Here is a 14,713-nt window from a genome sequence, read left to right as displayed (position 1 = left end):
ACGTATCCTGTTCCTACCTGTTTTGTAATGGGTTGTCAAAAAGAAATGGCCGTCAGTTGCGAGCTTGACGACCATTTACACACACAAATAATTATTGTTTACGCTTTATTGACAGCGTTAAAAGGTTTAGCACTCCGAGGCTGGACCTGAGGGAGTTTATTTAAGCGTCCTAGTTTACGTGCTTAACGAAGCGGTTTTAGTTTGATAAAATTTACTGAAAATTAAAAACAGGATTCCGCAACTTATCCAGGCCGGCAGGGTTAAGAAGGATAAGAATACATCATACTGCACGGAGATGAAATAAAATACTCCAAAGCTTAATGCCCAAGCGCCGAATACCGCCCAATTGAATTTTACTCCTGTTTTTTTAGCATAAAATGGTTGAATTCCTGCAGTTTTTCCAAAGAAATGATCAAACACGATTATTGCTCCAATAGGGGCAAGAATGAATCCGTAAAGTGCCACGAAGCCTAATAATTTCATTGCAAATGCTGGGAATAAACCTGCAATTGTGGCTACAGATCCCGCAAGAATGGTAACCCAAAATGTAGAAACTTTAGGCATAATGGCTTGAAAAGCAAGTCCGGCGCGATAGATGGTTGGATTTGCAGTCGTCCACCCCGCAAGAATCACCGCAATGATTCCAAAAATACCAATAGCATTATTAGCTAAAGGGCCGGGAGCTACCGATGGTGCTTCGCCACCTGCCAGCATTGCTTGTGCTTCGGGAGATTGAAGATATACCGCATATAACAAGGCTGCCGAAATCCAGGCAATATAATGCCCGATGTAGATTCCACCAGCGGTCGTCCAGCCTGCGCTTGGTTTTTTCGCAAAGCGGAAAACAGAGAGGTCAGACATCCCAATGTGCATCGCAGCATTAGCAAACCACGACCAGAGTACAACGTGCCAGAACGTATATTTTATTTGCCCCGGAAAAGGTTCGCTACCTTCTCCCCAAATATTCCAAAAGTCGGTAAAACTGTGTACATCTAATTGAATCAATGCCACCACGCCGCAAGCGATAAACGCCAGCACGATCACCGGAGACATCCAGTTTGCGGCTTTTGCTACGGTTTGATATCCTTTTGCGGCAATTATGGAGATTACAGCACCAATAGCGATCACAATGATCACCCAAGTAAGACTATTAGGAGTGGTATCGGTGAGTTTGGGCATTTCCATATCAAACGGAATTCCGACGGCTGTTGCAGAAACTGTGATCATCGCCCCGGCAAGGAAACAGAAAAGTACACCATTGGCGAGATTGTAAGCGGTTACTAAGCGTTTTCCGCAGATTTTTTCCAAATGAAAATACAGCGTATATCGAAACTTGGTTCCGATCTCTGCCGTTAAAAAACGCCAACTCAAAACCGCCATTAAGTTCCCAATGAGCAATCCAACGATAAGGTCAAAAGCGCTTACTCCCGTAGTAAGGAATAACGGGCCGATCACAAATTCGGTTCCTGCAGCGTGCTCTCCGGCGTACATTCCTAAAAATGCCTTCCAACTTTGTAGTCTGGATTGAGGTACCGCTTGGCGTTCAAATTCACCACCGGCGATTTCCTCTATAGTTTCTTCTTCTTGATTGTATTGCGACATAGTTAGGAGGTTATTAAATGTTTTGGTAGATCTTCAACGCGCTCACACACCAATTGATCCATCACTTGTTTGAATTGGGTTTTGAGCATCCCGATGGTGTGATCTCCGCCTTTGTTACCTAGAGCGCCACAGCCGTACATAAAGGAGCGCCCCATAAAGGTGAATTTTGCACCGCAAGCCATCGCACGAGCGATATCTGGCCCAGAGCGTAAACCGCTGTCCATCATCACTTCAATTTGATCCCCGTAAGTGGCTGCGATTTCTTTTAACGAATTGATCGTTGATTGCGCAGCATCTAGTTGGCGGCCACCGTGGTTAGAAACAATGATTCCGTCAAAGCCCATTCTTATGGCGTCTTGAGTGTCTTGTAAAGATTGTACACCTTTGAGTACCAATTTTCCCTTCCACCGATCGCGGATGGGTTTAATTTTTTCTTCGTTGAGTTTTCCTGAAAAGGTACGGTCCATAAAAGCGCCCAGTTGTTTCAAGTTTAAACCTTCCGGCGTGTATGGTTTTAAGTTTTCAAAAGTTGGTTGACCGTGTTTAAGCGTGTTAAACGCCCAGGTAGGTTTACCCAAAATTTGCATAATATTCCTAGCAGACATCTTTGGCGGAAGTGCGAGTCCGTTTCTAAAATCTCGTGGTCGGTAGCCAAAAGTAGGTACATCACACAGCAGCACTAAAACCGGACAACCGGCAGCTTCAGCACGGTCTATAATATCGTTGCGCACCGCATCTTCTACGGGATTATACAACTGAAACCACGCATTTCCTTCGGTGAGTTCGCTGGCCTTTTCAATATTCATTGTGGTCACCGTACTCAAAATAAACGGAATGTTATTTTTATGCGCTGCTTTAGCCAAGATCGCTGGCGAATTGGGCCACATCAATCCTTGTAATCCCACCGGAGCGATACCAAATGGCGCATCAAATTCCATCCCAAGTACTTTGGTCTTCGTTGAGCTTTGTCCGTAATTGTTGAGGTAACGCGGCTGTAGTTGTACATCGCGTATTTCTGAAGTGTTGCGTTGTATGCTTACATCTTCATTACAACCACCATCCAGATATTCAAAAGCAAAGGCAGGAACGCGCTTTTTTGCTTTGGAGCGTAAATCATCAACCGATGGATATGCAGTGTCAAAGGAGTTAGCCATAGTAGTTATTTAGCGATGAAAGGAATATGCTTTTTCATCGAATAATTTTTCTTTAAAAATTTAGAGTTCAGTTGGGTATCAGAGATACAAATTGCTGCGCCTAAGGCAGATCCCAGCGAAGAATCTGTGGTACGCAATTCCATTGTTCTGAAGTGATGCGATAACAAATGAATATAGATATCGTTATCGCTGAAACCACCGTCAACAAAGAGTTTTTCGATAGTCATGTTTCCTTTGGCGCTTTTAATGCTCTCTACTTGAAGCAGCACGAGTTCCATCATTAAATGATGATAAGCGTCCTCAAATGAGGTATAACGCAAATGGGTTTCTTCAGGCATTTCAGGATCGTCAATCGATTCCCATTTAAACAGTTTTTCAAATTCTTTTACGATCTCGTAATGAATCTCAGGATCAAATTTTACCGTCTTGTGATAGTCTTTGTCTACGCCGTAGTGCTCAGTGAGCTTTTTTACTTGAATGCTGTATTCATTACCCAAGAACAAGCGGGCTGATTTAACCGGTTTTCCGTTAATGCGCATATAATTGATACAATCATCTGCCACATCTTTCTTGCTCAAAGTGCGTTCTACAAACGGATTTAACGCGATACTCCAGGTTCCCGTTGAGATCAAAATGAATTGATTTTTTAGACTGCGTACATACGGAAGCAAAGCCGCAGAACTGTCGTGAATACCCACGCCAATTTTGATACGTTTACCATTATAATTCATATTGATACTCGTTTCGGTAGAAACGATAGGCGGGAGGATCTGATCTAAGTTTTCGGCATACACCCAATCGTGGTAATCTCTTTTTTCAAAATCCCATAGCGAGGTATGACAACCTATACTGGTGTACTCGCTCAGCGGAATTCCTGTAAATACAAAACTTAAATACTGCGGAAGGTGTAATGAATATCTGATTTTCTTAAAAACTTCCGGCTTGGTATTTTTCAACCAGTAGAGTTGCATTCCGGCATTGAGCATTCCGGAGCTAGACGAACCTGTTTTCTGATGAAAATCTTCTTCTGGACCGTATTTCTCGTAAAATCTTTCAATAATTTCCTGCGGAATCGATTTCGTATAATTATACAGCGGGAAAATCACATCGCGGTTCTCATCGAGATGCACCAAGCTAGCCCCGTATGAAGAAAAGTTGATGGCTTTGATATCATACTTTTCAGTTTTGAGCATACGGTCAAAAACGGTTTTTAACCAATCGCGAAGCGCTGAAAGATCTTCGGTAGGATGGCCGTCTTCATCTGTTATTTCATCAAACTGAACGTATTCGCGATAAACCTCTTGAAATTCAGCATCAAAAAGAAAGAATTTTTTATTGGTTTTCCCTATATCAAATACTGCCGTAACTGTTTTCTTCATCTACTCTTGCTTGCAGTTTATAGCCCTGTAGCTACTGTGTTTTTTCCTCTTGTTTTAATAAGTGCATCACGTACTCCTAGATCGCGGTAGGCCGCAATAGGATTCAGTGCACCGCCGGTTTTTAGACGTGCCTCCTGAACTAATGGTCGTACATCGGTGCGGTATGCGGTTTGTAAAATCTCCTGACACAAGGTAACGTCGTTATTTTCCTGAGCCGCTCGTAAAGCATCTTGATCGATCAAGAGGGCTTTAGCATAGGCTTCCTGAATCGCTTCAAGGGATTGAATCAAATCTTCAAGTGGATCTTTGAGGTTGTGGCTTGCATCGATCATCCAGCCCAATTCCGGGTTTTGTGGATTGTTCTGCATTCCGTAAACGAGTTCGTTAAAGATCAGGAAAAGTGCATACGGTTTGATACTTCCAACGGTGATATCATCATCACCATATTTACTGTCATTAAAGTGAAAACCTCCAAGTTTTCCTTTTAGCATTAAGATGGAAACAATTTGTTCAATATTCGTGTTCGGAAGGTGGTGTCCTAAATCTACCAAAGTGTACGCGCGCTCACCGCAGCCGTTGGCAAGCATTAACGAGGTTCCCCAATCTTGAATAACGGTACTGTAGAAATAAGGCTCGTAAGGTTTATACTCGATAAACATTTTCCAATCTGCCGGCATATCTTCATAGATTGAGATCAAGCTGTTTTGGGTATGCGTTAGTGCAGTCTGAAAATTGTTTTGCCCAGGAAAAGAAGCCCCGTCTGCTAACCATACGGTCAAGCTTTTTGATCCTAATTTATTTCCAATTTCTACCACTTCTTTATTGTGTGCAATCGCCTGCTCACGTACAGCTGCACTGGTATTGCTCAGCGAACCGTATTTATAAGTTTCCTTTTGATTTTTTTGATCCTGAAAGGTGTTGCTGTTTACCGCATCAAACTTGATCTTGTTAAGGGCAGCGAGTTCTTTGATCGCATTGTAATCTTCCGGTACATCCCAAGGAATGTGTAACGAAACAGCCCCTGCCGTTTGTGTTAGCTTATGAATAAGCCCGATGTCTTCAATTTTTTGTTCTAAAGAAGCAGGTTCCCCTCCATAAGAGAATCTTCCGAAGCGGGTTCCGCCGGCACCTAATGCCCAACTAGGAATCGCCACTTGAAAATCGGCTAGTTTTTTAATAACCTGATCTACATCAACGTTAGATTTCGACAACGTTTGAGTTAAGAAATCGAATTGAGATTTATGAGTAGAAAGGTTTTTTGCGTTAAGATCTTGTAGTTGTTGTGTTTCGATATTCATAGAAGACAAATTTGGAGGATATTAAATTAACAGAAACTCCCGAGACTAGAAACAGAATAAGGAGTTTCTGATAATTAAAAACAATTCAATTAAAATTAGCGTACAAAAGCATTGGCCATACCACCGTCTACGTTGATGGTATTTCCGGTACTTTTTTGCAGTACGCCCACACAGGCAAAAACACCATCTGCAATATCATCTGGCAGGATGATCTCGTTAAGCAAATTACGTTTTGCGTAGTGCGCAGGTAAGTCTTTAACTTCGATGCCGTACGCTTTTGCACGACCTTCAGCCCATGCGCCTTCCCAGATTTTGCTACCTACGATAACACCATCTGGATTTACAGTATTTACACGAATTTTATCACCGCCTAATTCTGCAGCGAGTAAGCGTGTCATATGTTGTTGAGCAGCTTTTGCAGTACCATAACCTACGTTATTAGGCCCTGAAACGAGTCCGTTTTTACTTGCGATATTCACGATGTCACCGCCTAAGCCTTGCTTGCGCATAATTGCAACACCTTCCTGAGCCATTAAAAATTGCCCTTTAACAAGTACATTCTGTAATAAATCCCAATCTTTTTGCGTGGTGTCTTCTAAAGCTTTAGAAATTGCTAATCCTGCAGAGTGGATCACGATATCTACACCACCAAAGGCTAAACAAGCTTCTTTATAGGCTTTTTTAATGGCTTCTTCGCTAGTAACGTCGCAAACCGCACCGGCAACTTGATCTTTTTTATATGTTGCAACAGCTTCTTTTAAAGCTTCCTCGCTCATATCGGTAAGTACGACATTAGCACCTTCAGCAACAAGCTTATCTGCGATCGCTTTACCAATTCCGCCGGCAGCACCGGTAACCAGAGCTACTTTGCGAGAAAGCGGTTGCTCTTTAGGCATACGTTGTAATTTGGCTTCTTCAAGCAACCAATATTCGATATCGAATGCCTCTTGACGAGGTAAAGAAGTATAGCTGGTAATCGCTTCTGCACCGCGCATTACGTTGATGGCGTTGATGTAGAATTCGCTTGCTACACGTGTGGTTTGTTTATTTTTAGCAAAGCTAAACATTCCCACTCCCGGAAAAATAATGATCACCGGGTTAGGATCACGCATCGCCGGACTGTTGTCGTGTTTGCAGCTTTCGTAATAGTCTTTGTATTCCTGACGGTATTGCTCAAATGACGGCTCTAGTTTAGCCAATACTGCTTCGGTGTCGTCAAGATCTGCGTTTTTATCTAAGTCCAGAATTAATGGCTGAATCTTAGTACGCAAGAAGTGGTCTGGGCACGAAGTTCCCATTGGAGCTAATTTTTCCAGATCATTACTGTTGATGAACTGAAGCACCGTGTCACTATCAGTAAAATGACCAATCATACGGTTTTCAGAAGAAGCGAGTCCGCGAAGAAGCGGCATTAATTTAGCAGCCTGATCTTTACGCTGATCTGCCGGTAAACTTTCGATCTTTTGACCGCCAAAAACGCTTCCGTTTTCCTTTACCTTTTTCTCAATATAAGAAGACGCTTTCTCTATCACTTCAAGACTATTGATATAGCATTCGTAAGAAGTATCTCCCCAAGTGAATAAACCGTGGCTTCCTAGGACAATTCCGCGGATTCCCGGATTTTCATTCAGGCATTTTTCCAGCTGAAGACCAAGGTCAAAACCAGGTCGCTGCCAAGGTACCCAACCCATCGTGTCACCCCAAATTTCTTTGGTGATTTTCTCACTATCTTCTGCCGCAGCAATTGCGATAAGCGCATCAGGATGCAGGTGATCTATATGTGCAAAAGGAAGTAAGCCGTGAAGAGGCGTATCAATAGAAGGTGCTTTTGAATCTAAGTCGTAAATACAATGATTAAAAAGGCCTACCATACGGTCTTCATCTTCAAGACCACCGTAAACATTTTTAAGGTTTCTCAGGCGCTCTGTATATAAACCGGCAATTCCTTGTCGGGTTAGCGTACCTATATCACCTCCAGAACCTTTTACCCACATCACTTCGACGTCTTCATTAGTAAGCGGATCTTTTTCTATGGTTTTGCAGCTGGTATTACCGCCGCCGTAATTTGTTATTCTTAAATCTGCGCCAAGGATGTTAGAGCGATACAGAAAAAGAGCAACCTGATCGTCTCCTAATTCTGCCGCTTTTTGTTCATCCCAAAGATAATCTACGTGGCTAAAAGTTTTTTCCATTTTTAGTTTGTAAAGGTTATAGCATCTGACCCAAAAATAGATGTAAACAAAAAGGATAGCATCCTGTGCTGTACTGCAACATATTTGTTTTAATACGCTAATCTTTTGATTAGTTTTACAAAACACAAACAAACACACGCTTCTTATCTATGTCTCAAAATGTAAACATTAGTATTAATGAAGATTCTCGAATACCCAAATACAAGCAAATCGTTGACTCTATAATTAATGATGTAGCGAAAGGAAAATTAAAGATTGGGGAGAAAATTCCATCTATAAATGAACTGAGTGAATCTGCTTATTTAAGTAGGGATACTGTTGAAAAAGCGTACAAGATTTTAAAAGAGCGGAAGGTAATCATTTCGGTGAAAGGGAAGGGGTACTATACCGCTAAAACCGAATTGATTTCGCGTATTAATGTATTTTTCCTCATCAATAAGCCCAGTTCTTATAAGATGATGATCTTTAATCATTTTGTGAACACTTTAGGCGTAAATGCGCACGTAAACCTGTATATCTATCACTGTGAAGAGTCTCTGTTTGTAAATGCTATTGAGAAGAATCTTGGCGCGTATAACTATTACGTTATCATGCCGCATTTTAAAGACAATGATCTCAATCACATAAGCTTTACCCCCGAAGTCTTGAAAGCAATTGAGCTAATTCCTAAAGATCAACTGCTAATGGTAGATAACACCAAGCCTGAGATCAAGGGTAATTATGGTTCTATCTATCAGGATTTTAAAGAAGATATTTTTAACGCGCTCAAAGAAGGAATGGATAAGCTTAAAAAGTACGACAAGCTTATTCTAGTTTATCCTGAAAAACTCATTCACCCGTATCCAAGACGTATTATGCACGGCTTTAAGCAATTTTGTATGCAATATGATTTTGAGTACGAAATTCTCAATGAGATCTACGATGATATGGATTTTGAAAGTCGCGATGTTTACATCACGATCGAAGAAATGGACTTGGTAAATCTTGTGCGTCAGATACGCGAGCGCAATTTGACTATGGGTAAAGATATTGGCGTGATTTCTTACAACGAAACACCGTTAAAAGAATTACTAGGCATCACCGTGATCAGTACCGATTTTAAAGCGATGGGCGAGACCGCAGCCTATATGGTCCTTAAAAACAAAAAAGAAAAGGTCAAAAACGTTTTTAAATACATTGAGCGCAACAGCGTTTAATATTAATTGTAAAATATACGTTTATCATAACAGTACAGGATAGCTTATTAGGTTAAGAATTGTAATTTTCGTTTTTATTGGCGAGGCCAAAGGGTTTAAGACGCCGTCCCAATAGTTATCGGGATGCCTCGAAATTGAAAATTTGTTTCCAACTAATGCCTCACGGGCTTGCCCTGAGATAGTTTACCCAAAACGTGTTATGTATAAAATTTTTCAAATGCTTGTTTTGATTGTGGTTTCAATGCAATCGATTGCGAGCCAAACGAACACTCATTATTTTGACTTCGGAAGGAAGGCAACCCATGCTGATGCGACTTTCATTGCAACAGCACTTCCTTATACTCCTGCTTCGGGTTATGGTTTTGATCTGGGTACTGCCTATCGGATAGCAATGCAAGAAGAAGGGTTTAAAGCCACATTGCCGGTGTATTTTTCTGTAGATCTTCCTGAAGGAAATTATAAAGTCAGGGTAACTTTATCAGGCAAAAACACTGAAATGACGGTGAAAGCCGAATCAAAACGGCTCTTTTTAGCGCAAGAACGTATCGACTCATCAAAGGCGGTTACTCAAACCTTCACGCTTAGCCTTTTTAATAAAACGATCGAGCCCGGTTATGATGTTGGACTAAAAGAGCGTGAACTGGCCAAATTAGATTGGGATAAGAAATTAACGCTCGAGTTCTTAGGGAGCAGTACTGTACAATCAATAAAGATCGAACCTGTAAATCAGACAAAAACCTTGTTTTTAGCGGGGGATTCTACGGTAACCAATCAGGATGTGGAGCCTTGGGCTTCTTGGGGTCAATTTATAACGGCCTATTTGAACGAGGAGATCGCTGTCGCCAATCAAGCTTCTTCAGGGGCTTCTCTGGCGTCTTTTAGAAGTAGTAGAATTGATAAGATCTTAAGCCAATTAAAAGAAGGCGATTTTGTAGTGATCGAGTTTGGTCATAACGATGAGAAGGTAAAAGGAGAAGGCGCAGGAGCATACGGCCTCTATACTTCAATAATGACCGATTTTATAAAACGGATTAATGAAAAAGGCGGTACTCCTATTTTAATTACGCCTACACAACGTCGTGCTTTTGACGGTAAAAATTTAAAACCTACACACGGTGAGTTCCCTGAAGCAATGCGCAAAGTTGCTCAAAACGAAGCGGTGGCATTAATAGATCTAACCAAAATGACGACCAAAATGTACGAAGCCTGGGGCCCGCAATTATCTCGTAAGGCTTTTGTTCAGTATGCCGCAAATATGTTTCCGGGGCAGCGGGAAGCTTTAGAAGATAATACGCACTTCAGTAATTTTGGTGCTAATGAGGTTGCGCTGGCGATCCTAAGCGGTCTGCGCAAAAGCGATTCTGAACTTAAAAACTATATCGCTAACGATGCACCAAGTTACGATCCTAATAAACCCGACCTTCCTGAATCGTACACCCTTCCTTACAGCAGTCTGTTTGAATCCCTAAAACCTGACGGAAATTAAAAATTTAACCCAGTTGTTTATGAACCTAAAAACACGCATACTTTCAGTTTTTTTACTGGCAAGCAGCACGTTTATCTGTGCGCAACAAACCCATAAAATAATGCTTTCGGGTCCTGATTTTGAACATCCCAAAACTTGGGATTTTAAAGTTTCAGAAGGAAATAACAGCGGAAAGTGGTCAACTATTGAAGTTCCTTCACAGTGGGAATTGCAAGGCTTTGGCGAGTACACGTATGGTCGCTGGTATAAAGAACTGGAGCAGGATGAACCCAGTAAAGAAGAAGGCTTTTACAAACTTGATTTTGAGATGCCTGCTTCAGTAGAGGGACAGGTTGTGACCATTCATTTTGGTGGAGTAATGACCGATACCGAAGTGAAAATAAATGGGGAAGTGGTAGGGCCGAAGCATCACGGCGGTTTCTATGAGTTTGAATATGATATTACTGAGTTTCTAAATTTTGGGGAAGAAAACCTACTCGAAGTGCACGTCTGGAAGCATTCTGAAAATAATACCGTAAACAACGCAGAGCGAAAAGCCGACTGGTGGCTGTTTGGTGGGATTTATCGACCGGTGTGGCTCGAAGTAAAACCACAAACACATATAGATCATATCGCCGTTGATGCACAGATGAACGGGAGCCTAAAGGCTGTTCTGGATTTAGTGAATCCTTCAGAAAATCTAAAGGTTCTGGCTTCGTTGAGTCCGTTAGAAGGGAATGAAACTTTTGAAGTAAAAACCATTGACCTCACTACCGAAACAGAACAAACCATCGCTACACAATGGAGCGAAGTAAAACTTTGGGATCCTGAACATCCTAATTTATATACGCTGAAACTGGAATTGCAAAAAAATGGAAAAACCGTGCACGAAGTTTCAGAACGCATCGGTTTTAGAACTTTAGATTTTAGAAAACGCGACGGAATTTACCTTAACGGAACTAAGCTCGTGATGAAAGGGATCAACCGCCACAGCTTTTGGCCGGAAGGTGGCCGCAGTACCAGCAAACGCATCAGCGTGATGGATGTAAACCTGATCAAGGATATGAATATGAACGCGGTGCGTTTTCATTATCCGCCTGATGATCATTTTCTTGCCGTCTGTGATTCTTTGGGGCTTTTAGTGTTAGACGAACTCGCCGGCTGGCAGAATCCGTATGATACAGAAACCGGTGAACAATTGATCAAGGAGATGGTAGATCGCGACGTGAACCATCCTTCGGTGATCATTTGGGATCAAGGAAATGAAGGCGGATGGAACTACGATCTCGACGATGACTTTGAGCAACACGACCCACAAAACCGAATTGTAATTCACCCGTGGTCTGATTTTAACGGTTGGGATACCCATCATTATCCAACCTATTTAACCGGCGTGCACCGCTTCGGAAGTGGAGAAAATGTGTTTTTTCCTACTGAATTTATGCACGGAACGTACGACAACGGGATAGGAGCCGGACTCAAAGATTTCTGGGAACATTATAGCGAAAGTCCGTTGTTTGCCGGTGGATTTATGTGGGTATATAGCGATGAAGCCGTGCTGCGAACCGACTGGACCGGTGAGGAGAAATTTGATTCTAAAGGCAACCTTGCTTCCGATGGTGTTTTAGGTCCGCATCGCGAGAAAGAAGGTAGTTTCTACACGGTGAAAGAAGTATGGTCGCCAGTACAATTTCAACCGAAAGCAATCACAGAAACCTTTGACGGAAGTTTTCTTGTTACCAATGCGTATTTATTTAGCAACCTAAACACCGTAACGATGAATTACAGGGTGATGGAAGCCGGAGCGGGAACAATGTACAACCCTAATACTATAGCGACGGTGGTAACTTCTGGAGTCATCGATCTTCCGGATGCTGTACCCGGTGAAACCCGAAAGGTCACAATGCCGGTAGCAGCTGATTTCTTTAAAGGAGATTGGCTTGAAATTACGGCAACAGATCAACACGGGCGTGAGATCTATACGTGGACTTGGGCACTGCATAAAGCAGATTATTTTGCTGATAAGTTGATCTATCAAGAAGCGGTTAAGAAATCGGCTAAAGCTACAGAAGATGATAATCTGGTCACTTTAAAAAGCGATAAAGTCACCTTAAAACTGAATACACAAACCGGTTACATCACAGAGGTGAACAGTGAAAAACGTAATATACCTTTTGTGAACGGTCCTAAGCCTATTGGGATGAAAGCTGAGGTTGAAAAAGTTACCTTAACCCAAGAGGGTAAAAATGCAGTTTGTAGAATTGATTATAACGGCGGGATTGATCACATCACCTGGACGATGTATCCTGATGGTCGTGTGCATATGAAAATGATCGCACTTAAAAATGCAGGCCGCAACAGTGGTTTTGACGGGGCATTTTATGAAGGCGATATCGATAAATTTGGAATCACTTTTGACTTTCCAGAAGAAGGAGTTGAGGGAATTACGTTTTTTGGTCGCGGACCATACCACACGTGGCGCAACCGCTTGCAAGGAATTGAATACGGTATTTGGGAAAAAGAATACAATAACACCATTACCGGAGAAAGTTTTGAAAATTTAGTTTATCCGGAGTTTAAAGGATTTTATGCAAATTTCCTTGCCGGAAATCTTCAAGCCGGGAAAAACAGCTTCAAAGTATTTAGCGAAAGCGATAAATTATTCCTGCGCTTATTTACACCGGATGAAGCACAGAATGGCTTTAGAGGGAGTCATTTTCAGCCCTCATTTCCTCCGGGGAATATCTCATTTATGTATGAGATTCCGGGGCAACGTGCCTTTAAACCTTTATCGCAACAGGGGCCTAGCAGTCAGCCTTCAAACATTAGGATCAAGAGCGGCGACGACGGGATCTCTATGAAACTTTGGTTTGACTTTAGAACAGATGTAGACTTAAAATAGAATTAGATATGAGAATAGTTTCAGCATTTTTAGTGCTTTTTTCAGCAGTGCTTTTTACGAGTTGTAATACTGCACAGGCTCAGAAACCCACGGTCTATTGCGTGGGAGATTCTACAGTAAAAAATGGTAGCGGTAAAGGAGATGGAGGTCTTTGGGGCTGGGGCGATTACATCGGTCAGTTTTTAGATACCACAAAAGTTTCGGTTGAAAATCACGCATTGGGCGGAACCAGCAGCCGTACTTTTCAAAGCAAGGGGCTTTGGCAGCCTGTCTTAGACAGTTTGCAAAAAGGCGATTATGTGTTGATTCAGTTTGGGCATAACGATAGCGGAGCGCTCAACGACGATTCGCGCGCTCGTGGAACCATCAAAGGAACCGGTGAAGAAACTGAAGAAATAGACAATATGCTTACCGGTGAGCACGAGGTGGTGCACAGTTATGGCTGGTATATTCGTAAAGTGGTTACCGAAGCAAAAGCTAAAGGAGCGATCCCTGTAGTTATGGCACCAATCCCCCGTAACGACTGGGTGGATGGGCAAGTGCCCCGCAATGATGAAAGTTATGGCGGATGGGCAAAACAAATCGCTGAACAAGAGGGAGTAACCTTCATCAATCTTAACGATAAAATGGCTTCGGAAATGGAGCAGCGGGGCGAGGATCAAGTCACCGGTCATTTATTTTACAAACGCGATCACACGCATACATCGGCTAAAGGAGCGGTTTTAGCAGCCTTGTTGATCGCAGAAGGACTTCAGGAAAGTGATAATTCTTTAAAAGAATATGTGCTTGAAAATCCTGAGATCACGCTTCCGCGAAAGCGTAATTTATTCATCATTGGAGATTCTACCGTGGCCAATAATGGTCAGGATGGGAAAACCGGCTGGGGCGTTTATCTTCCGCAGCATATAGACACCACAAGAATGAATGTATATAACAAAGCGCGTGGGGGAAGAAGCAGCCGTACCTTTCGCTATGAAGGACTTTGGGATGAAATAAAAGAGCGTTTAGAACCCGGAGATTTTGTACTGATGCAATTTGGTCATAATGACGGCGGACATGTAGATCAGCCTAAATATCGCGGTTCTTTAAAAGGAATGGGCGACGAAACGCAAGAGGTACAGCGCGATAGTACAGGTGTTGAGACTGTGCATACGTATGGCTGGTATATGAAGCAATACATCAAAGAAACCGAAGCTGCAGGAGCAACACCAATCGTATTGAGTATGATTCCCCGTAACGAATGGCCTAACGGAAAGGTAGAACGCCCCACCGAATCTTATGTGAAATGGGCGAAAGAAGCAGTGGATGAAGCCGGTGGGTACTTTTTAGATCTGAATGAAGCCGTTGCTCAGAAATACGAAGCGATGGGTAAAGAAAAAGTTGCCGAATTTTTCCCCGATGATCATACCCATACCAATCACGCGGGAGCACAATTAAATGCGCTTACGGTTGCAGAACTGATTGAAGGATTGCGCAAATCAGACTTGCGGGATTATGTGTTTATCGCTTCTGAAGAATAGAAATC

At 42.3% G+C, this 14,713-nt stretch carries 9 protein-coding genes; 4 read left to right on the top strand and 5 right to left on the bottom strand.

All coding sequences use genetic code 11. The features are described from left to right. Positions 1-174 precede the first annotated feature (174 nt). The 5 genes from LDL79_RS02565 to LDL79_RS02545 all read right to left on the bottom strand — a co-directional run bounded on the left by LDL79_RS02565 (position 175) and on the right by LDL79_RS02545 (position 7,625). A complete protein-coding gene (locus LDL79_RS02565) occupies positions 175-1,602 on the bottom strand; it encodes a purine-cytosine permease family protein (protein WP_225599055.1) in 1,428 nt (475 codons plus the stop codon). A 2-nt stretch (positions 1,603-1,604) separates the two neighbouring features. Continuing rightward, positions 1,605-2,756, bottom strand: coding sequence for an alpha-hydroxy acid oxidase (locus tag LDL79_RS02560; RefSeq protein ID WP_225599054.1), 1,152 nt, complete (start codon positions 2,754-2,756; stop codon positions 1,605-1,607). 5 nt (positions 2,757-2,761) lie between these two features. Further along, on the bottom strand, positions 2,762-4,135 hold the full coding sequence (locus LDL79_RS02555; RefSeq protein WP_225599053.1) for an FGGY-family carbohydrate kinase: 1,374 nt from the start codon (positions 4,133-4,135) through the stop codon (positions 2,762-2,764). Between the two features lie 17 nt (positions 4,136-4,152). Continuing rightward, positions 4,153-5,433 (bottom strand): sugar isomerase, encoded by a 1,281-nt coding sequence (locus tag LDL79_RS02550; protein WP_167597732.1) that lies wholly within the window; start codon positions 5,431-5,433, stop codon positions 4,153-4,155. 95 nt (positions 5,434-5,528) lie between these two features. Then, positions 5,529-7,625 carry a bifunctional aldolase/short-chain dehydrogenase gene (locus LDL79_RS02545; protein ID WP_167597731.1) on the bottom strand — a complete coding sequence of 699 codons (2,097 nt, stop codon included), beginning with the start codon at positions 7,623-7,625 and terminating at the stop codon, positions 5,529-5,531. 149 nt (positions 7,626-7,774) lie between these two features. Between LDL79_RS02545 and LDL79_RS02540 the strand changes: the two genes are divergently transcribed. From LDL79_RS02540 to LDL79_RS02525, 4 genes are all read left to right on the top strand, one after another. Further along, a complete protein-coding gene (locus LDL79_RS02540; RefSeq protein WP_072980149.1) occupies positions 7,775-8,821 on the top strand; it encodes a GntR family transcriptional regulator in 1,047 nt (348 codons plus the stop codon). Between the two features lie 199 nt (positions 8,822-9,020). Next, positions 9,021-10,307: a rhamnogalacturonan acetylesterase gene (locus LDL79_RS02535; protein ID WP_225599052.1), complete on the top strand. Its 1,287-nt coding sequence runs from the start codon at positions 9,021-9,023 to the stop codon at positions 10,305-10,307. Between the two features lie 19 nt (positions 10,308-10,326). Continuing rightward, positions 10,327-13,188, top strand: coding sequence for a glycoside hydrolase family 2 TIM barrel-domain containing protein (locus LDL79_RS02530; RefSeq protein ID WP_225599051.1), 2,862 nt, complete (start codon positions 10,327-10,329; stop codon positions 13,186-13,188). 8 nt (positions 13,189-13,196) lie between these two features. Next, on the top strand, positions 13,197-14,708 hold the full coding sequence (locus LDL79_RS02525; RefSeq protein WP_225599050.1) for a rhamnogalacturonan acetylesterase: 1,512 nt from the start codon (positions 13,197-13,199) through the stop codon (positions 14,706-14,708). The last annotated feature ends 5 nt before the right edge of the window (positions 14,709-14,713 follow it).

Origin of the sequence: Leeuwenhoekiella palythoae, from assembly GCF_020310025.1 — a bacterium.
Lineage (GTDB): Bacteria > Bacteroidota > Bacteroidia > Flavobacteriales > Flavobacteriaceae > Leeuwenhoekiella > Leeuwenhoekiella palythoae.
This window is presented reverse-complemented; position numbering and strand designations above follow the sequence as displayed.

Bases quoted from the DNA above. Each gene is read 5' to 3' on its own strand.
- LDL79_RS02525 (WP_225599050.1), top strand. From the start codon at position 13,197: ATGAGAATAGTTTCAGCATTTTTAGTGCTTTTTTCAGCAGTGCTTTTT.
- LDL79_RS02535 (WP_225599052.1), top strand. From the start codon at position 9,021: ATGTATAAAATTTTTCAAATGCTTGTTTTGATTGTGGTTTCAATGCAA.
- LDL79_RS02560 (WP_225599054.1), bottom strand. From the start codon at position 2,756: ATGGCTAACTCCTTTGACACTGCATATCCATCGGTTGATGATTTACGC.
- LDL79_RS02545 (WP_167597731.1), bottom strand. From the start codon at position 7,625: ATGGAAAAAACTTTTAGCCACGTAGATTATCTTTGGGATGAACAAAAA.
- LDL79_RS02550 (WP_167597732.1), bottom strand. From the start codon at position 5,433: ATGAATATCGAAACACAACAACTACAAGATCTTAACGCAAAAAACCTT.
- LDL79_RS02530 (WP_225599051.1), top strand. From the start codon at position 10,327: ATGAACCTAAAAACACGCATACTTTCAGTTTTTTTACTGGCAAGCAGC.
- LDL79_RS02540 (WP_072980149.1), top strand. From the start codon at position 7,775: ATGTCTCAAAATGTAAACATTAGTATTAATGAAGATTCTCGAATACCC.
- LDL79_RS02565 (WP_225599055.1), bottom strand. From the start codon at position 1,602: ATGTCGCAATACAATCAAGAAGAAGAAACTATAGAGGAAATCGCCGGT.
- LDL79_RS02555 (WP_225599053.1), bottom strand. From the start codon at position 4,135: ATGAAGAAAACAGTTACGGCAGTATTTGATATAGGGAAAACCAATAAA.